General features: G+C 66.5%; 19 protein-coding genes, 1 tRNA gene and 2 pseudogenes. 8 read left to right on the top strand and 14 right to left on the bottom strand.

Features of this window, described 5'->3' with window-relative positions; all coding sequences use genetic code 11:
* Positions 1-3: 3 nt before the first annotated feature.
* Complete coding sequence (locus A5711_RS01365; protein ID WP_067943331.1) at positions 4-1,266, bottom strand: sulfotransferase; 1,263 nt, start codon at positions 1,264-1,266, stop codon at positions 4-6.
* Between the two features lie 70 nt (positions 1,267-1,336).
* A complete protein-coding gene (locus A5711_RS01360) occupies positions 1,337-1,723 on the bottom strand; it encodes a DUF2237 family protein (RefSeq protein ID WP_067943329.1) in 387 nt (128 codons plus the stop codon).
* 201 nt (positions 1,724-1,924) lie between these two features.
* On the opposite strand from A5711_RS01360, the gene A5711_RS01355 reads away from it, so the two are divergent.
* The 3 genes from A5711_RS01355 to A5711_RS25905 all read left to right on the top strand — a co-directional run bounded on the left by A5711_RS01355 (position 1,925) and on the right by A5711_RS25905 (position 5,341).
* Positions 1,925-3,058, top strand: a complete 1,134-nt coding sequence (locus tag A5711_RS01355) for a 1,4-beta-xylanase (RefSeq protein ID WP_067943328.1) — start codon at positions 1,925-1,927, stop codon at positions 3,056-3,058.
* 75 nt (positions 3,059-3,133) lie between these two features.
* Positions 3,134-4,813 (top strand): DUF4185 domain-containing protein, encoded by a 1,680-nt coding sequence (locus A5711_RS01350; RefSeq protein WP_067943326.1) that lies wholly within the window; start codon positions 3,134-3,136, stop codon positions 4,811-4,813.
* Between the two features lie 21 nt (positions 4,814-4,834).
* Positions 4,835-5,341, top strand: coding sequence for a hypothetical protein (locus A5711_RS25905; protein WP_082953198.1), 507 nt, complete (start codon positions 4,835-4,837; stop codon positions 5,339-5,341).
* 8 nt (positions 5,342-5,349) lie between these two features.
* On the opposite strand, the gene A5711_RS01345 is transcribed toward A5711_RS25905, so the two are convergent.
* Entirely contained in the window at positions 5,350-6,660 is a 1,311-nt protein-coding gene (locus A5711_RS01345) for a hypothetical protein (RefSeq protein WP_231987400.1), read from the bottom strand.
* 134 nt (positions 6,661-6,794) lie between these two features.
* Entirely contained in the window at positions 6,795-7,274 is a 480-nt protein-coding gene (locus A5711_RS01340) for a CAP domain-containing protein (protein ID WP_197520723.1), read from the bottom strand.
* A gap of 193 nt (positions 7,275-7,467) precedes the next feature.
* On the opposite strand from A5711_RS01340, the gene mtf2 reads away from it, so the two are divergent.
* Complete coding sequence (gene mtf2 / locus A5711_RS01335; RefSeq protein WP_156744709.1) at positions 7,468-8,310, top strand: fatty-acid O-methyltransferase Mtf2; 843 nt, start codon at positions 7,468-7,470, stop codon at positions 8,308-8,310.
* Between the two features lie 27 nt (positions 8,311-8,337).
* On the opposite strand, the gene A5711_RS01330 is transcribed toward mtf2, so the two are convergent.
* The 3 genes from A5711_RS01330 to A5711_RS01320 all read right to left on the bottom strand — a co-directional run bounded on the left by A5711_RS01330 (position 8,338) and on the right by A5711_RS01320 (position 9,433).
* Positions 8,338-8,427, bottom strand: a tRNA-Ser gene (locus tag A5711_RS01330).
* A 29-nt stretch (positions 8,428-8,456) separates the two neighbouring features.
* Positions 8,457-8,915 carry a nucleoside deaminase gene (locus tag A5711_RS01325; protein ID WP_067943321.1) on the bottom strand — a complete coding sequence of 153 codons (459 nt, stop codon included), beginning with the start codon at positions 8,913-8,915 and terminating at the stop codon, positions 8,457-8,459.
* On the bottom strand, positions 8,912-9,433 hold the full coding sequence (locus tag A5711_RS01320; RefSeq protein WP_067748783.1) for a tRNA adenosine deaminase-associated protein: 522 nt from the start codon (positions 9,431-9,433) through the stop codon (positions 8,912-8,914). Before A5711_RS01320 ends, A5711_RS01325 begins: the two co-directional genes overlap by 4 nt.
* Before the next feature lie 130 nt (positions 9,434-9,563).
* On the opposite strand from A5711_RS01320, the gene A5711_RS01315 reads away from it, so the two are divergent.
* Positions 9,564-10,508 (top strand): prephenate dehydrogenase, encoded by a 945-nt coding sequence (locus tag A5711_RS01315; protein WP_197520123.1) that lies wholly within the window; start codon positions 9,564-9,566, stop codon positions 10,506-10,508.
* On the opposite strand, the gene A5711_RS01310 is transcribed toward A5711_RS01315, so the two are convergent.
* The 5 genes and pseudogenes from A5711_RS01310 to A5711_RS01290 all read right to left on the bottom strand — a co-directional run bounded on the left by A5711_RS01310 (position 10,471) and on the right by A5711_RS01290 (position 14,516).
* On the bottom strand, positions 10,471-11,070 hold the full coding sequence (locus A5711_RS01310; RefSeq protein WP_156673061.1) for a putative glycolipid-binding domain-containing protein: 600 nt from the start codon (positions 11,068-11,070) through the stop codon (positions 10,471-10,473). The two genes, A5711_RS01315 and A5711_RS01310, sit on opposite strands and share 38 nt — an antisense overlap.
* A gap of 4 nt (positions 11,071-11,074) precedes the next feature.
* Positions 11,075-11,784 (bottom strand): annotated as a pseudogene (locus A5711_RS01305) (ABC transporter permease).
* Complete coding sequence (locus A5711_RS01300; RefSeq protein ID WP_067943312.1) at positions 11,781-12,467, bottom strand: ABC transporter permease; 687 nt, start codon at positions 12,465-12,467, stop codon at positions 11,781-11,783. The pseudogene A5711_RS01305 and the gene A5711_RS01300 overlap by 4 nt, the downstream one beginning before the upstream one ends.
* A pseudogene (locus A5711_RS01295) lies at positions 12,425-13,572 on the bottom strand (ABC transporter ATP-binding protein). Before A5711_RS01295 ends, A5711_RS01300 begins: the two are co-directional and overlap by 43 nt.
* Positions 13,569-14,516, bottom strand: coding sequence for an ABC transporter substrate-binding protein (locus A5711_RS01290; RefSeq protein ID WP_067943308.1), 948 nt, complete (start codon positions 14,514-14,516; stop codon positions 13,569-13,571). Before A5711_RS01290 ends, A5711_RS01295 begins: the two are co-directional and overlap by 4 nt.
* A 100-nt stretch (positions 14,517-14,616) precedes the next feature.
* Between A5711_RS01290 and A5711_RS01285 the strand changes: the two genes are divergently transcribed.
* Positions 14,617-14,964, top strand: coding sequence for a lipopolysaccharide assembly LapA domain-containing protein (locus A5711_RS01285; RefSeq protein WP_067943306.1), 348 nt, complete (start codon positions 14,617-14,619; stop codon positions 14,962-14,964).
* A 3-nt stretch (positions 14,965-14,967) separates the two neighbouring features.
* Here A5711_RS01285 and A5711_RS01280 read toward each other — a convergent pair whose 3' ends face one another.
* Both A5711_RS01280 and A5711_RS01275 read right to left on the bottom strand, forming a co-directional pair.
* The gene (locus A5711_RS01280) at positions 14,968-16,014 is read right to left on the bottom strand and encodes a phosphotransferase family protein (protein WP_067943304.1); all 1,047 of its coding nucleotides are present in this window, start codon (positions 16,012-16,014) and stop codon (positions 14,968-14,970) included.
* 9 nt (positions 16,015-16,023) lie between these two features.
* Positions 16,024-16,632 carry a histidine phosphatase family protein gene (locus tag A5711_RS01275; RefSeq protein WP_067943302.1) on the bottom strand — a complete coding sequence of 203 codons (609 nt, stop codon included), beginning with the start codon at positions 16,630-16,632 and terminating at the stop codon, positions 16,024-16,026.
* A gap of 104 nt (positions 16,633-16,736) precedes the next feature.
* Here A5711_RS01275 and A5711_RS01270 point away from each other — a divergent pair, with 104 nt between their 5' ends.
* Together A5711_RS01270 and A5711_RS01265 are read left to right on the top strand one after the other, a co-directional pair.
* A complete protein-coding gene (locus A5711_RS01270; protein ID WP_067943301.1) occupies positions 16,737-17,393 on the top strand; it encodes a class I SAM-dependent methyltransferase in 657 nt (218 codons plus the stop codon).
* 62 nt (positions 17,394-17,455) lie between these two features.
* Positions 17,456-18,358: phosphotransferase family protein (locus A5711_RS01265; RefSeq protein ID WP_067943299.1), on the top strand; the 903-nt coding region annotated here is incomplete at its 3' end.

Below are 18,358 nucleotides of genomic sequence, written 5' to 3'. Positions count from 1 at the left end.
CGGCTAGCTCTCGGCATGGACATCGAACCGGTCGAAGTAGAAGTCGAATCGTCCGCGCAGCTCGTCGGCCGTGACGCCGAAGTGCCGCCGCAGGTCATAGTGGATGCGGCCGTGTTTGCCGCGCGGATTGCCGTCCAGATACTGCTGGAAGCGCGCCCGCACCTTCGGTGGCAGTTCAACGCCGCCGCGTTGGTAAAGCTGTTCGAGCACCGGCATTTCGTTGCCGTTCAGCTGGTGGAAGCTGACATCGATGCTGCGTTCGGCCGGGACGAGATCGCGGTCGCGCACGCACGCGCCGAGCAACCGGTGTACCCGATCGCTCCAATAGTCCAGCAGCCAGTCTGGCTCGATGCTCGTGCGGCGCAGCCGATCGGAGTAGGCCATCATCGTGATCGCCGACTGGATCACCGCGACGGGATCGCGGTGGGTGAAAGCCACTGTCGCGTCGGGGAACGTCGCCATGAGCGGGCCGAGCTGCTCGCAGTGTTGCGGGCTTTTCAGGACCCAGGTCCGCGAGCCCCGCAGGAAGGTCAACGCCTGCAGCACTTTCCGCAAATATGCGTAGTGCCGGGTTTGGTCGAGGCCCAGGTAGTAGTCACGCCAATCCGGCACCCGCGCGTGCCATTCCAGGACGTAGGCCGCCACATCGAGGTCGAGGAGTTCGACCTCTTCCTCGATCGCCTCGGGGAATCGGTCGTGCATGGCGGCGACCACCGGGGCGCTGGCCATCAGCGCGTCGTGCTCGGATTTAGCTCGCGCGTAACGCGGATCGACCCCGGAGATGCCGGGGCCCTGGCCGCGCGCGGGAATCGGTTCCTGGCTCTCCCAGTACGGCAAGGCCCGCCGGCGCGGGTCGGCGGCAATGAGATTCACCAGGTGGGTGGTCCCTGAACGCGGCATCCCGACGACGATGAACGGGCGCTCGATCGGGATTGCCTCGATCTCGGGATACCGCTTGAGAAGCTCGGTCAGGGACAGCCGGTTGCGCAGCAGCCGTACGACGCGTTGCCGCAACGACGCGCGCGTGAGCTGGCGCAGACCCTCGTCGGCTTCGATCGCGGCGACGTGGGCGGCGAGCCGATCACCGAAGCCGTCGACGTCGTCGAGGTCGTCGAGTCCTGCCTCCTCGGCCGCTTCCGCGAGCATCCGGTCGATGTCGAAGTCAACGACTCTGGCCTCGGTGAAGTCCAGGATCTGGCGTTGGACGTCGGTCAACTTGGGCGCGGTCAGGTCGTCGAAGTCGATCTCGTCAACGGCAGAGCCCACCGGATCCTCTTTTCGACGTGTCGTCGAAGAGAAATATGACACAGACGTCGGGCGTCGATCCGCTGTGGTCCTACAGGTTCGCCAAGTCGTCGGGCACGTCGACCTTGTGTTCCTGCAGCACCTCCAACGGCACCACCTCGAGGGTGCGTTCGTGCGTGGAGGCCAGCACCACGGGTGCCGCGCAGCCGTCCTGGTGCGCCCGAAGCCAGTTCAGCGCCGTGACGCACCAGCGGTCGCCGGGCAACAGGCCCGGGAACCGATATTCGGGCACGGGTGTCTGAAGGTCGTTGCCGATGGAACGCTGGTGCTCCAGGAATTCGGCGGTCATGACCGCACAGATCGTGTGGCGGCCGAGGTCCTCGGGGCCGGTGGAGCAGCAACCGTCACGGTAGTAACCGGTCACGGGTTCTGTGCCGCACGGTTCCAGCGGGCCGCCTAACACGTTTCGATCGGGCACGGCTTCAGTATCGCGCTCTCTGGGGTGAAGTTTGAAGTAACTTTGCCGTCTCCGCCGGGGCAAATTTGTCCGGCTCCTGTACGTGTGGGGGCGGCGTGCGTGCGGGCGCTAGTGACGAACCGATAACAATTCCCACGTCAACCTGGCGCGACGCGCTGAGCAAATCCCGGGGAAATCGCCGGGAAAATTTATCGTCACATCGTGCAACGAAGAATGGCCCTCAAGCTGCCACTTCTGCTGGCAGCAGGCACCGCGCTGGCGCGAGCGCCACGCGCCTCCGCAGAGGAACCGGGCCGGTGGCCCGCCGACCGCGCCAACCGCTGGTATCAGGCGCAAGGCTTCCTCGTCGGATCGAATTACATCACCTCCAACGCCATCAATCAGCTCGAGATGTTTCAGGCCGACACGTATGACCCGCGGCGCATCGACACCGAGCTCGGCTGGGCCAGGTTCTACGGGCACAACACCGCCCGGGTGTTCCTCCACGATCAGCTGTGGGCGCAGGACCAACGCGGCTTCCAGACGCGCCTTGCGCAGTTTGTCGACATCGCCGCGCGCCATCGCATCAAACCGCTGTTCGTCTTCTTCGACTCGTGTTGGGACCCGGCGCCCAGGGCGGGTCGACAACGCGCGCCGAGGCCGGGCGTGCACAACTCCGGCTGGGTGCAGAGCCCGGGCGCCGAACGGCTCGGCGACCCCCGCTACGCCGGCGTAATGCGCGATTACGTCACCGCGGTGTTGACCCAATTCCGCAGCGACGACCGGATTCTGGGCTGGGACTTGTGGAACGAGCCGGACAACCCCGCGCGGCAGTACAAGAGCGCCGAGCGCAGCGACAAGGATCAGCTGGTCGCCAACCTGCTTCCCCAGGTGTTCCGCTGGGCGCGCGCGGTTGACCCCAGCCAGCCGCTCACGAGCGGCGTGTGGCGCGGCGACTGGGGACAACCCCAGGGCCGCAGCGCAATCAGCGACATCCAGCTCGCAAACGCCGACGTCATCACGTTCCATTCCTACGCCGAGCCCGCGGGCTTCGAGTCCCGGATCGGCGAGCTCGCGCCACTGGGGAGGCCGATCCTGTGCACGGAGTACATGGCGCGGCCCCGCGGCAGCACCGTGGAGGGAATCCTCCCGGTGGCCAAGCGCCACAACGTCGGTGCCATCAACTGGGGTCTGGTCGCCGGAAAGACCCAGACCTACTTTCCCTGGGATTCGTGGGACCACCCGTACACCGCGATCCCCAAAGTGTGGTTCCACGACCTCCTCCGGCCCGACGGCCGGCCCTTCCAGGACACCGAAGCGCTGACGACCCGGAAGCTGGCCGGCAGCCAAGCCTGAGCCGTTGGGTTAGGCGAATTTGCCGTTGACCGCCCTTTTTGCGGTAGTAGGGTTGAGCCGCAGAAGGGGGCGGCGGTGACTCTGAATCATCTGAGCGAACCAGAGCTGATCGCCTCGGGCGGGGGCGACCCGTGGGCGATCAACCAGACCGTGCAGGCGGGTCGCCCATTTCAAATCTCACGCCTGGCCGAGGCGTTTTACGCCGCGGGCCGGCACACCGCCGAAGCCGACCATGCCTTCCAGATAGCCCAGAAGCGCTTCGGCGAGTCGTGGAACCATCAGAACGGCGACAACCCGATCAACGACTCCGCCGAAGTTCAGCGATTGACGAAATCCCTTGGCGCGCAATCGGAGCAGCTGCCAAAGATCGGGGCCGACTTGGAGAACATCGCGGCCGCGCTGGCCGACGCGCAGAAGCAGGGTGCCGCCGAGATCGCCAACTTGGACCGTCAGCTGCAGTTTCTCGACAAGCTTTATGGTGCCGCGCAAGCGGATCTGCGGGATCCGAGCCTTCCGCCGAAGGAGGTAGCAAAGCTGCACATGATCATGGACGCAGCCCACGCCGACGCCGTGGATGACGTCCGTGACGCGGTGAAGCAGATGCATTCGATCCGCAACGCCTACTCCGACACGCTGCACAAAGCACTTGGCTCGTTGCACACCGAGGGCTACGACCCACCCGCGAACGTCGACGACACGTTGGAACAGCCGTTACGGGGTGAGGTGAGAGATCTCGGCCCGATCGCCGGGACCGGAGCCGTTCCTGGCATTCCGGGCATCGGGGCGGCGGATCTTGGTGAGATCGTTGAGGTGCCCGGAGAGAACGGGCAACCCACGAAATTCTTTGCCATCTTCGGAGATTCCTTCACGGGTGATAAGGCCTACGACGGCAAGCACTATCCGTCTGTTGCTGTGCCAGTCACCTTCGATGCGCAGGGGCGTCCACACTTCGGCGCGCCGCTGACGGGGGACGACAAGAGCAACAATGTCCTGTTCCCCCCGCCGCCTGAAGCAGGGAAAACCAATACTCTGCCTGCCGGGAGCATCCGGATGAGCGACGGCACCACGTACATGATGGTGGCGGGCACCGACAACCTGAACCCCACGGGAGGAACATGGCTCGTCAAAGTCACCGGCGACCCGGGACAAGGTTGGAAACCGATTGACAAGTCTTGGCGTCCTTGGACGCCTAATCTGCCCCATCCGAACGACCCGATTCCCCCGGGCACCCATCCGGGCACAGCCCCTGGGAGCCAACCCACCCAGATCAGCGGGTTTCAGGCTAAAGACGGCAAGGTGTACATCGCCGCAGACTCATTCGACCGCAGCCAAGGCGTCACCATGTACCGTGTCGATCCCGACCAAGTCACCGACCGCAGTAAGTGGCAACCGTGGAACGGCAGTGGTTGGGGTAACGCGGGAGACCCTGCGACGGTGCCAGTCAGCCAGACTCCCTTCGGAGAACTCAGTTTCAGGGAAGTCGACGGCAAGCCCGTACTTTCGGCATTCAACCAGGGCACTGGAAACGTTGAAGTCCGGGTCGCAGATGACCCCACGAAGGTAATGGCTGTTGGACCGACAGTTGTTGTACAGCAGAGCGATCCACACGCACCAAACTTCTTGCCACAGAATTACGGCGGCTTCATACTGCCCCAGTCCACACTTAGCAATCTGAATCTTCTGGTAAGTCAGTGGGATACGAACAACAATACTCCGTACAACACTCGAGAATTCCACGTTGATGCAAACCGGTAACCGTTCAATGATAGGACCAGAATGACTAGCAAGACTCTTACGATCACCGCCGGAATCGTCAGCGCGGTCGTCGTGAGCTGCAGTGCGCGCGCCGACGCACCCGTGTTCCCGGACATCAAGAGCTACACGCCAGTGAATGTGGCAGACTACACGATTGGACTTCCTAACACCGGGCGCACTCCGCTGAATACGGTGTACTTCCTTACACCAGACGGCATCACTTGTGATTTCTTTTCCGGTCAGGCCCAGTGCACCGGCAATAACTTTCCCGCTGTCCCGCCGGCAGCTGGGCCCGGCACGGTGAATGTGATCGGCACCGCCTCCGGCTTAACACAATCCGGCAATCCCATCGCCCCGAACGGGCAGGTGTACGGGCGTTCTCTAAAAACGTTGCCCCCGAAGCATTCCATCACGGTGGACGGTGTGATCTGCGGCGTCGATGACTCAGGCGTGACCGCCTGTAAAGACCCGCAAGGCCGTGGATTTGTGCTGTCACCCCATGGTTCTGCATGGCTGCCACATGTGTGAACGATCCTTCATGCGGTCTTGATCCGGCGTACCGTCTCGGCGAGAAGCTCGTCGAGAGTACTCAGCGGCAGGGGCGGCGTGTCGCCCTTGAACAACCACCCGCCGTCGCTTGCGCTGCTGATGACGATCAGTCCCCGCACCTGGCTGACTCGCAACGCCTCGACGCCTTCACCGCACACGGTGTGACCGCGGACATCAACCTCGCGCATCCACCGGTGCGTGATTCGCACCGTGTCCTCGCCCTCGGCGACAGCCGAATCCGTCTGGAGGAACTGGCGATTCTCTCGGTCCCCGCATACCGCCGGCTTATCTGCCAAATGCTTGGTGCAAGTACCGATTTCGCGCCGGAGGTCGGCCAGGAAATCGTCGCCAACATGCGCCCGGCCGATCATCACTTTGGGCATTGGTGGCTTCCCGGGCCGGCCCGACTTCGACTGGTCGAAGTCCTGCCAAACCGCCAGGGGTTCGTAGCGCGGTGCGGGGACCTGGCCAGCGGATGGGCAAAGAGACCACGACGCGCTACCGGGCTCGCCGGCTAGGGTGTTTTTGTCACCGGAGGCGGTCTCGATGCTGGTGTTCACCGAGAGCGCCGGAAGCAGCGAAGAGATCTGAGCCTGGCTCCAGTCGGCGAGCATCGGCGGCAGCGCCGAACGTGTCAGCGAGCGTCCTGCAGCGCCGATCAATTGGGACAGAACTTGGTTACGCGAAGCCGACGACGGATCGGGTGTGCGATACCAGGCCTGCACGGCCACCCTGTTGGGAAGCACCTTCGCCGCCATGTTGACGACCGAGAACCATTGCCCGCCAGTGTCGCCTGACTGATACTGCATCAGCTTTTCGCTGGATTCACCGACCAGCCAACCTTGAATGCCGTCGCTGTCCATGGAGTGGGCAATCGCCCACCCAGGACACCGGCGAGACCATGCGGCCATAGCGCTCGTGAGGTCGCCGCCGTCGCTCGCGACGGTGAACCGGACCCGGACGGGTTCGCCGCGGGTGAATCGATTGTTAGCGGGCGCCCCGCTGGCGGGGGTGTACTCCACATCCAGTTCCGGTTTATCCGTTGCCCCGAACCGGGGCAGACGTTGGCAGTCTTCGGGAGCGGCCGTTTGACCCGAAAAGGGTGGCCCGGCGCCGAAGTCTGGAATAGGCTCATAAACGCTGACGCCGTTGAAGAGGTTGTCGACGTCGGCCAGCCCGGGTATACAGCGTGGCAACCGATCGGGCGCGCAATCCCCGCTCTCGGTCGGCGCGGCCGTGAGCGTCGCGGGACTCGACGTCGATCCATGCTTGTGGGTTGTGCACGCGCCGTCAGTCATCACGAGCCCCGCTACAACGGCAACCCCTGCGAGGGCACGAACGAAACCCCGACCAACCGGCGCCACGGGGCGACTCTACGTCACCGGTCTCGGCCGTGGCGTTGACCACCGAAAGAGCTTGCATGCCAAGGGAGTTAGGCGGCCGCGAAGTCCCCCACGGCGGTCATTTTGGTGCCGTCCCAGGCGGTGGCGAAACCACCCGCGGTGAAAGCGCAGTTTCCGATGATCCCTCGATGCGGAGGGCTTTGCATCCATGAGTCGAGGGCCTGGCCGGGATTAGCGGCAGATCCAGTTCCCCAAAACACGATCTCACCCGTGGCAGGCGTTCCGGTGTAGCCGGCTTCTGCGATGCGCATCCGCGGCGAAGAGCCGTCGGAGCCGATATGGCCGCTCAAACCGGTGCGCAGCATGTCGTCGGCGTGCCGCTGCGCCGCCAGCCTCAACCGCGGGTCGTCTCGCAGTGGCCCGCATGGCTGACGAAGCCCATTGACACCGCTGTACAGCGCCGTGCCCGAATCGTCTGCACGCGCGGCGAATTCGGCACCGGAAACCGGAATCCCGAAGAGGACACAGCAAGACGCGAGGATGGCGACGATTTCGACTTTCTTCGTCATGTGGCCTCTTGCCGCGCGCCTTACAGTTCTCCGTGAGGCAATGCTATCGATTTTCGGCCCGGCATGGCCGAGAATCACGAGGATAACGGTGCACTCACAACGGAGGACGGTCGCCGACTACGCGGACAACCCGGCCCGGGTCGACTGCGTCGAATTTGATCAAAACCACGCCGGCAATTGCTATGCTCCGCCGATGGCGCTGCAGGGTCAACAGCGCGGCTTTCGTCGCATACTCCTGGACAAAGTCAATGTGAAGTATGCGCAATATATCCACGAGTATTTCTATCAGAAGTTCTTCTACCACTACATAACCCGCAAGCTGTCCGCCAGAGACGTGTTATTCCTCAACTATGGCTACGAAGAAGACCCACCGATGGGCATTCCGCTTTCGCCGTCCGACGAGCCGAACCGGTATTTCATCCAGCTTTATCACCGCACGGCGACGCAAGTAGACCTCAGCGGTAAGCACGTACTCGAGGTCGGTTGCGGCCACGGCGGTGGGAGCTCATACCTCACCCGAACCCTGCACCCGGCCTCATACACCGCACTGGACTTGAACTCGGCCGGTATCGCCTTTTGCCGGGAGAGACACCAGGTGGCCGGCCTGAAGTTCATGGAAGGCGACGCGGAGAACCTGTCTTTCCCGGACGAATCGTTCGACGCCGTGATCAATATTGAATCGTCGCACCTTTACGCGCAGTTTCCCCGCTTCCTCTGCGAGGTTGTGCGTGTGCTGCGCCCGGGCGGTCATTTCCTCTACGCCGATTTCCGTCTCACCGAGGGTCTTGCCGCGTGGGAGGCGCAATTAGCCGACGTGCCGCTGCGGGTCCTCTCGCAACGAGTTATCAATGCAGAGGTCATGCGCGGGATGGAGAACAATTCACAGTGGTGGATGGCGGCGGTCAATGCACTTGTGCCCGCGTTCGCGCGCAGCTTTGCCGTAACCCGCGGCTACCGATTCGTGTGGAACACGTACCAGGGCTTCCGAAGTGGGGGACCGACGGAATACCGGATGTACTGCTTCGTCAAGGCGTGAGGCGGTCTCCCGTGCGGAGAACGCCGTTGGCGGTGGCGGAGGGATTTGAACCCTCGGACGGTTTTAGCCGTCACACGCTTTCGAGGCGTGCTCCTTAGGCCGCTCGGACACGCCACCGCCGAGCAGCTTACCGAACGGTTGGCCCCTCACCCCAATCGCTGGCGGGCGAAGAACTCCTCCAGCGGCGCGGCACACTCGTCGGCGAGCACCCCGCCCCGCACTTCCGGGCGATGGTTGAGCCGCCGGTCGCGGACCACGTCCCACAGCGATCCGACCGCCCCGGTCTTGGGTTCCCACGCCCCGAACACCAGACGGCCCACGCGCGCCAGGACCAGCGCACCGGCACACATCGTGCACGGTTCGACGGTGACCGCCAGCGTGGCACCCTCCAGCCGCCAGCCGTCGCCGAGCGCGCCCGCCGCGGCCCGCAGCGCCAGGATCTCGGCATGCGCGGTCGGATCACCCAAGGCTTCCCGGGCGTTGACCGCGCGGGCCAGCTCGGTTCCGTCGGGCCCGACGACCACCGCACCGATGGGCACGTCGCGCGGACCCGCCGTCGCGGCGACAGACAAGGCGGCGCGGATCAGCTCTTCGTCAGCGATCACCGACCGATGCGGTCGATCACGGCCGAAAGCTGGTCGGCGAAGCCCATCTCCCGGGCGATGCGGCCGAGCTGCTCGTCCGCGTACAGGTCGGCCTCGTCGAGAATGACGCCCAGCACCGCCTCGGGCAGCCCGATGTCGGAGAGCAATCCCAGGTCGCCCTCCTCGAACGGGTCGGAATCCTCCAGGTCCTCGGGGTCGATGTCGGCGTCCAGCTTGTCCAGCACTTCGGCGGCGATGTCGTAGTCCAGGGCGGCGGTGGCGTCGGAGAGCAGCAGCCGGGTACCTGACGGCGCGGGGCGCACGATCACGAAGAACTCGTCATCGACGTCGAGCAGCCCGAACACGGCGCCCGCGCTGCGCAATTCCCGCAGCTCCGTCTCGGCGGCCTTGAGGCTCATCAGCGATTTGCGGGCCATTGGGGAACACCGCCACTGGCCTTCTTCACGCACGACCGCTACGCCGAAACCGTCCGGCGTATCCGCGGACAGGCCTTGGGCTGGGGCCCGTTGTGCTCCCATGGCCGCTTACGGTAGTCGCAGACCAGGCCCCCTGACCAGATGGAGCGAACCGCGGCGACATCTTGACGCACCGCCGACGCCGGATTGTGCCAACCTTAGGTCTGTGGCTAGCCCTGTTTCTCAACCACCGGTGTGCGTGCTCGGGCTGGGGCTGATCGGGGGGTCGATAATGCGGGCCGCGACGGCAGCGGGCCGGGAAGTGTTCGGCTACAACCGGTCGGTCGAAGGCGCGCATGGAGCCGCCGCCGACGGCTTCGACGCGACCACCGACCTGACGGCGACGCTCACCCGCGCCGCCGACGCCGGCGCATTGATCGTTCTGGCCGTGCCCATGCCGGCGCTGGCCGGCATGCTCGCCCACATCGCCGAACTGGCCCCGACCTGCCCGTTGACCGACGTCACCAGCGTCAAACGGGCGGTGCTCGACGAGGTTGTCGCGGCCGGCCTCCAGGAAAAATTTGTCGGCGGCCACCCGATGGCGGGCACCGCCCATTCGGGCTGGGCCGCCGGCCACCCGGGCCTGTTCACCCGGGCGCCGTGGGTGATCAGCGTGGACGACCACGTCGACCCGGTGGTGTGGTCGATGGTCATGACGCTGGCCCTGGACTGCGGTGCGGTATTGGTCCCGGCCAAGTCCGACGACCACGACGCGGCGGCGGCCGCGATCTCGCACCTGCCGCACCTGCTCGCCGAGGCGCTGGCGGTCATCGCCGGGGACGTGCCGCTGGCGTTCGCGCTGGCCGCCGGGTCGTTCCGCGATGGGACGCGGGTGGCCGGCACCGCCCCCGACCTGGTGCGGGCGATGTGTGAGGGCAACTCCGACCAGCTGGTGCCGACGGTCGACCGGGTGATCCAGTTGCTCAGCCGGGCCCGCGAGTCGCTGGTCGCGAACGATTCGGTGGCCGAACTCGTCGAGGCCGGCCACGCCGCCCGCACGCGTTACGACAGCTTTCCGCGTTCCGACATCTTCCACGTCATCATCGGCGACGAGAACTGGCGCGAGGAATTGGCCGCCGCGGGCCGGGCGGGCGGCGTGATCAGATCCGCTCTGCCAAGCCTGGATAGTCGACGATGAAGCCCTCGTCGTCCACGCTCACGACGGTGTCGGCGACCGGGGAGTGCAGCTTGATCCCGTCGTGGCCGCCCGTGCTGGTGTAACTCACGAGGTCCGCGGTGATCGCCATGTCGGGCAGGTTGACGTAGACGACCGGCAAGGTGACCGAGTCCGCCCGCTCGTGCAGGCCGAGCCGCCGGATGGGCAACGCGTTGAAGAACGGGCTGAAGACCACATCGCAGTCAAGCGCGCCGTTGTACCCGGCTCGCCGCTCGCCCTGGTGGTCGGTGACCAGCCACATGTTCTCTTCGTCCCGGGCGATGGACAGCACGCGTTCCCGTTCGGCGAGGGTGACCGTCATTCCCAGCCGCTTGGTGGCGCCGGTCTCGTCGGTCTGCAGGTCGTAGTACGCGCCGAACGCGGGGTTGGTGGCGGTGGCGGCGGCGACGATACGGCCGTTCGCCTTGATCCTCTTGCCGGACACCTGGATTCGTACCGATTCCATCCGGGAGACGTCCTGGGCACGCCAGGTCAACATTGCCTGCCACACGCGCCGAGGGCCATCAGAGGGGTCTGCGTTCACTCACCTACCGTAAGACGTGCGGGCGAACCGCGGCAGGCCTGTCGGGTAAGTGTGGCGAAGTCGTCCGGTGCCCGGCACCGACGCCCACACCACCAACGCGAGCAGCCCGTCCAGCGCCAGCGCCAGCGCGGCCACCATCAAGGCACCGACCAGGGCAAGGTGGAACTCGCGTTCCTTGATTCCGTCGATCAGGTATCGGCCCAGCCCGCCGAGGCTGGCATAGGCCGCCACCGTGGCGGTGGCGACCACCTGAAGCGTCGCGCTGCGCAGCCCACCGAGGATCAACGGCAGCGCGTTGCGCGCCTCCACCCACAGTACCTGCGCCTCCGTCATGCCCATCGCCCTGGCCGCGTCGACCACGGTCGGCTCCACGTTGGCGATTCCCGCGTACGTGCCGGCCAGCAGGGCCGGGACGCCCAGCAGCATCAGGGCGACCAGCGGCGGCCCCATCCCCAACCCGAACAGCAACGTCCCGAGCAACAGCACACCCAGCGTCGGCAGGGCGCGCAACCCGTTGACCGTGCCGACCACCAGCACCGTGCCGCGGCCGGTATGCCCGATGATGAGCCCGGCCGGAACCGCGATCAGCGCCGAGGCGCCCACCGCGACCGCCGTGTACTCGAGATGCTCCAGGACTCGCGCCGCGAGCCCGACCGGGCCGGTCCAGTTGTCGGCGGTCAATAGGTAGGAGATGGCCCCCTGGACGAAGTTCATCGCGCGCCACCCACTATCGGGGCCACCACCGACCGCCGGCGTGGTGAACGCCCGGCGTGCTCCCACGGCGTGGCCAGGCGGCCGGCCACCACGATCAACGCGTCGATGACGACAGCCAGCACGAAGAGCGCGATGATGCCGGCAAGGATCTGATCGCTCTTGTTCGTCTGGTATCCCTCGGTGAACCAGGTGCCCAGGCCGCCGATGCCGATCACCGACCCCACCGAGACCATCGCGATGTTGGTGACAACCACCACCCGCAACCCGGCGACCAGGACCGGAATGGCCAGCGGCAATTCGACTTTCAGCATGCGGGCGATCGGCGAGTAGCCGACGGCGGTGGCGGCGTCGCGCACCTGGGCCGGCACCGCGTCCAGTGCCTCGAGCACCGCCCGCACCAGCAGCGCCGCGGTGTAGGCCGTAAGCGCGACCATGACGTTGGCCTCGTCGAGGATGCGGGTCCCGATGACCATCGGCAAGACCACGAACAGCGCCAGCGACGGAATGGTGAACACGACACTCGCGGTCGCCGTCGTCAGCCGGCGGGCAACCGGTGCGCGTTGCACCGCAGCGCCCAGCGGGATCGCGAGGGCCAAGCCGATCAGCACCGGCACCAACGACAACCGCAGATGGACGATGGTCAGCGCCCAGGCGTCGTCGAGGTGGGTGAGCAGGTAGTGCATGTCGGTTCCCCGGTCAGGTCTTTCTTCGGGTTTCCACCGCGGCGAGCACGTCGTCGGCCAGCACACCGCCGACGACTTTTCCGCCTTCGTCGACGGCGAGGCCCACACCCGACGGCGACGACAGCGCCGCATCCAGCGCCTGGCTGAGGTTCCCGCGCGGACGAAACAACGAGCCGAGGCCACTCATGCTGTCCGACAACGGCATTCCCGCACGATGCCGGCGCAGGCCTTCGGAATCGATCCAGCCCAGCGGAGCGCCATCGCCGTCCACCACCACCGCCCAGCCGTCCGCCGGGCCGGTGTCGGCGAGGTCGTACGCCCTGATGCGTTGCACGTCATGCACCGGCAAGCCGGCCGCGTCGATGAGTTGCAACCATCGATAGCCGCGGCCGAGACCGATGAACCTCGAGACGAAATCATTGGCAGGGCGTGACAGCAGCCGTGCGGGTTCGTCGTACTGCTGCAACGTGCCGGCCCTGAAGACCGCGACTTTGTCCGCGAGTTTGAGCGCCTCGTCGATGTCGTGGGTGACGAAGACGATGGTCTTGTGCAATTCGCTCTGCAGACGCAGGATTTCGTTCTGCAGGTCAAGCCGAACCACCGGGTCGACGGCCGAGAACGGCTCGTCCATCAACAAGACGGGCGGGTCGGCCGCCAGCGCACGCGCCACACCGACGCGTTGTTGCTCACCGCCGGACAGCTGCGCGGGGTAGCGGGTGGCCAGCTTGGCGTCCAGCCCGACACGTTCGAGCACCTCGTAGGCGGCGGCACGAGCCGTCCGGCGGGACTGCCCCTTGAGCACCGGAACCGTTGCGACGTTGTCGATTACCCGCAGGTGCGGCATCAGGCCGGCGTGCTGGATGACGTAGCCGATCCCGAGGCGCAGCCGCACCGGGTCCAGGGTGGACACGTCCACGCCGTCGATGGTGATGGTGCCGGACGTGGGCTCGATCATGCGGTTGACCATGCGCAGGGCCGTGGTCTTGCCGCTTCCCGACGAGCCGACGAAGACGGTCAACTTCCCGTTCGGGATCACCAGACTCAACTGGTCCACCGCGGTGGTCCCGTCGGCGAAGGCCTTGCTGACTTTGTCGAAGACGATCATGCGCCGACCGGATGGTTGAAACCGTTGTCCCGCAGCCAGTCCCGGGCGGCCTGGTCGGGGTCGACACCGGAGTTTCCCGCAACCGCGGCGTTGAGTCCGGCCACCCCGGCGGTGGTCAGCTTCGCCGACACGGCGTCCAGCACCTGCTTGAGCCGGTCCGACTTCTTCTGCGAATTGACCAGCGGCACAATGTTGCCGGCCACGAAGTTGTGCTCCGGGTCCTCGAGCACCACCAGATGGTTCTGCGGGATCGCGGGGGACGTGGTGAAAACGTTTGCGGCGTTGACCCTTCCCTCCACCAGGGCCCGCACCGTCACCGCGCCGCCGCCGTCGTTGATGGCGACGAAGTCGCCCGGCCTGATGTCGAGTCCGTACTTCTGCCGCAGCCCGGGCAGGCCGGACGGCCGGTTCGCGAAGGCCGACGGCGCCCCGAACCGCACGTCCGCCGAATGCGCTGCCAGGTCGGCGATCGTCTTCAGCTTCCACGAATCAGCGGTCCCGCCCGTCACCGTCACGGTGTCGGTGTCGGTGGCCGGCGAGGGCGTCAGGACCGCCAGGTCGCCGGGCAGCCTGCGGTCGAGTTCCAATTCGACGGCGTCGAGCATGGTCGCCGTCGACTCGGGCGCGAAGTAGAGCAGCAGGTTGCCGATGTACTCCGGCACCAGGTCGATGGAATGGTCTTTCAGCGCCGGGATATAGGTCTCCCGGCTGCCGATCCCCATCCGTCGGCCCACCTCGAATCCGTTGGCCTGCAACGCTTGTGCATATATCTCGGCGATGATCTGCGATTCCGGAAAGTCGCCGGACCCCACGACGATGGATTTGGGGCTGCGGACCTGGGCGCCCAGCGGGTCGGAGCTGCTGCACGCCACCAGAACGGAGATCACCGTGAACAACACGGCCGCTTGGATGACCGCGCGGTGCGCGCGCGACGGCATCCCCATACCGCCGACACTAACCTCAGAGTCGCCCGCGCGCCGGGACCCAGCGGGCCGGTTGCGCGGTTTGGTTTCATTCTGTGCCGGATGGGACAAAGATGACCCTATGAGCAGCCATCCCCCTGCCTCGCCCAGCCAGCCGCCCCCCAAGCCCGCAGCGGCACCCAAGCCGGGCGCGGCGCCCAAGGAGCCGGCGATCGGGTTCACCCGCGCCGGCGCGCTGTGGTCGTCCCTGATCGGCGGCTTCCTGATTCTGATTCTGCTGCTGATCTTCATCACCCAGAACACGGCGGAGACGCCCTTTACGTTCTTGGGCTGGCACTGGCGCCTGCCGCTGGGCGTGGCCATCCTGCTGGCGGCGGTGGTCGGCGGGCTGATCACGGTGGCCGTCGGTACCGCGCGAATCCTGCAACTGCGCCGCGCGGCCAAGAAGCATCACGCGGCGGCGCGCTAGGGCCTAACCGGGGAGCTTGGCCAGCTCCGCCAGCCCGCGGGAGATCAGCGGGGCCACGACCTCCGGCATGTGGTCGGAGTCCATCCCGCGAGCCTGGTCCGACATCCGCCGGCGGAAGTCGATGCCGGCGGCGATGATGGCCAGCTTGAAGTAAGCCAGGGCCATGTAGAACTCCCAATGCGCCAGCGGCAGGCCGGCGACCAGCGAGTACCGGTCGGCCAACTCGTCGGCCGTCGGCAACAGCGGTGACGTCCAGGCCGCCTGCGCGTTGACGATCAAATCCAGCGCCGGGTCGCGGTACACGCACATCAGGGCCGCATCGCTGAGCGGGTCCCCGAGGGTGGACAGCTCCCAATCGACCACGGCGCGCACTTTCGTCGGGTCGTCGGCGTCCAGGATGGTGTTGTCGATCCGGTAGTCGCCGTGCACGATCGACGTGCGGCTCTGCTGCGGGATGGCCTCTTGCAGACCGGAATGCAGGCGCTCGACGTCGGCGTCGCGGCGGTCGTCGGGCAGCCGCACCAACGCCCACTGGGAACCCCACCGCCGCACCTGGCGCTCCAGGTAACCGCTGGGCTTGCCGAAATCGGCCAGTCCCACGGCCTCGGGGTCGACGTTGTGCAGGTCGACGAGGACCCGGATCAGCGAGTCGACGCAGCCCTCGATGACGGTGTGGCTGAAGGCTTCGAGCTGGGCCCGACGGCGCACCACCTGGCCGGCGACGAATTCGACGATCTGGAACGGCGCGCCCAGCACCGAGTCGTCCTCGCACAGCGCGATCGCGCGCGCCACCGGGACGGGCGTGTCCCGCAGCGCGGCGACGACCCGGTACTCGCGGGCCATGTCGTGCGCAGACGGGGTCAGGCCGTGCAGCGGCGGGCGCCGGACCAGCCAGCTGGTGGCGTCGTCATAGACGCGGAACGTCAGGTTGGAACGGCCACCGGAAATGAAGTCCGCGCGCAGCTCACCGTCGCGTCCGATGCCCCGTGAACGCAGGTACCGATCCAGCGAGGCCAGGTCGAGGCCCTCGAGTTGGTCAGCTGAAGTCACCGGACTTGTTTACCACCTCTGATTTCGGGGCAGCAGGTCCCACACGTGCTCGACTCCGTTGACCCCCGCCACGGTCGCCTGACCGGATCGCGAGAACAGCAGCCGGGTGACCGACGCATAGTCGACGGGAAACGACAACAGCCGGGACGTCCCCAGAATCTGGTGCAACAGGACGTTGATCACCCCGCCGTGGCTGAACACCGCGACGGTGTCCTCGGGATCGACGGAGGCGACGAGGTCGTCGACCGCCGCGCGCACCCGGGCCAGAAACGCGTCCTCGTCGACCGCGCTGGGCAGGTGCCCCTGGGCCAGGCGCGCCCACTCCTCGGGCATTTCCTGGCGGATCTGCTCGACCGGGATGTACAGCGGGAGATCCCGGTCATATTCGGCGAATCGGTCGTCGATCTCGACCGTGAGCTCCCGCGCCGCGGCGACCGGCTCGGCGGTCTGGATGGCGCGCCGCTGGGGGCTGCTCACCACCCGGGAGATGGGAAACCGGTCCAGCGCCTTGGGAAGTCGCTCGATCTGCGCCAGCCCCTCGTCCGACAGGTCCGGGTCGGAGCCCTCGCCGTGTTCGCTGCGCAGCGGCAGGGCGTGCCGGACCAGAAGCAATTGCATGGGTGTGTCCCTGTCTGTGGTTGAGCGCGACGCGTTCATTCAAAGCATGCGGACCGGTCCGCGCAAAATGGGGTTCAGCAGGAGGCCGACCGCGAGGAGGGCGAATGACCGAGCCGAGCAGGGATTGGGACGTGGCGTACCGGCAGGAGACGCCGCCGCCATGGAGCATCGGGCGGCCGCAGCCCGAGCTGGCCATGCTGATCGACGCGGGCAGTATCCGAAGCGATGTGCTGGACGCCGGCTGCGGCCATGCGGCGCTGTCGCTGGCCCTGGCCGCGCGGGGGCACACCGTGGTGGGCCTGGACAGCAGCGCCACCGCGATCGAGGCCGCCGCCATGGCGGCCGCGGAACAAGGACTGACGACGGTGACTTTCGCGCAGGCGGACGTCACAAACTTCCGCGGTTATGACGGCCGCTTCGCCACGATCATGGACAGCGGGCTGTTCCATGCGCTGCCGCCGGAGAAGCTCCAGGACTATCTGCAGGCGATCCTCCGGGCGGCCGCCCCCGGGGCGGCGCTCTACATCCTTGCCTTCGCCGCCGGCGCGCTGGGCGACGCCGATCAAGGGCCGCGCGGCTTCGCCGAAGCCGAGCTGCGCGACGCCGTCTCGGCGCTCTGGCGGGTCGACGAGCTGCGCCCGGCCAAGGTGTACGGCAACGCGCCCGCGGTTTCCGATGGTCCGTTGGCACACCTGGAACGCGACGACGACGGCCACTTCATGGCGCCCGGGTTTCTGCTCACCGCGCACAAGCCGGACTGAACGAAAGGGGCAGCGGCCCGCGTGGAGAATGCTATTCTCCACACAGAGAGCGGGGTGTGCGGATGACGACGATGGATCAGGACCGGCTTGACGCGGGGGTTCTTGCCCGCTGGCTGGATGCGAACGGTGCGCCGGGCGCCGGTGAGGAACCGCGGCTGGAGCAGCTGAAGGGCGGTTCGCAGAACACGCTGTATCTGCTCGACCGCGGCGGCGAGCGGATGGTGCTGCGGATGCCCGGCCCCCGCGCCGATGCGGCGCGCATCGACGGCTTGCTGCGCGAGATCCGGCTGGTGCGTGCCCTGTCCGGCACCGACGTCCCGCACGCGGCGCTGATCGCCGCCGACGACACCGGCACCGTGCTCGGCATGCCGTTCTACGTCATGCAGGCCATCGACGGCTGGAGCCCTATGGACGGCGGGTGGCAACCACCGTTCGACACCGACCTGAACGCCCGGCGCGGGCTGGCCTTTCAGCTCGTCGAGGGCGCGGCGAAGCTGGGGCGGGTGGACTGGCGGGCTCAAGGTCTGGACGGCTTCGGACGCCCGGACGGATTTCACGAGCGGCAGGTCGACCGCTGGCTGACCTTCCTCGACGCCTACAAGGTGCGCGACCTACCGGGCCTCGACGAGGCCTCGGAGTGGCTGCGCAACAATCGGCCCGCGCATTACCGACCGGGCATCATGCACGGCGATTACCAATTCGCCAACGTGATGTTCGCCCATGGGGAGCCGGCGCGGCTCGCCGCGATCGTGGACTGGGAGATGACGACGGTCGGCGACCCGCTGCTGGACCTGGCGTGGTGCCTGCTGGGCTACGACGGCGAAGAGCCGCGCGCCGACGGGTTCTATCTCGACATGACCGGCATGCCCACCCGCAGCGAACTGCTGCGGCACTACGAGTCGGTCAGCGGGCTTTCCACCGAAAACATCGACTACTACCTGGTGCTGGCGAATTGGAAGCTCGGC

The sequence above is a fragment of the Mycobacterium sp. E2238 genome, from assembly GCF_001672665.1.
Lineage (GTDB): Bacteria > Actinomycetota > Actinomycetes > Mycobacteriales > Mycobacteriaceae > Mycobacterium.
Note: the sequence above shows the minus strand (reverse complement) of the source record. Positions and strands in the feature narration are given on the sequence as shown.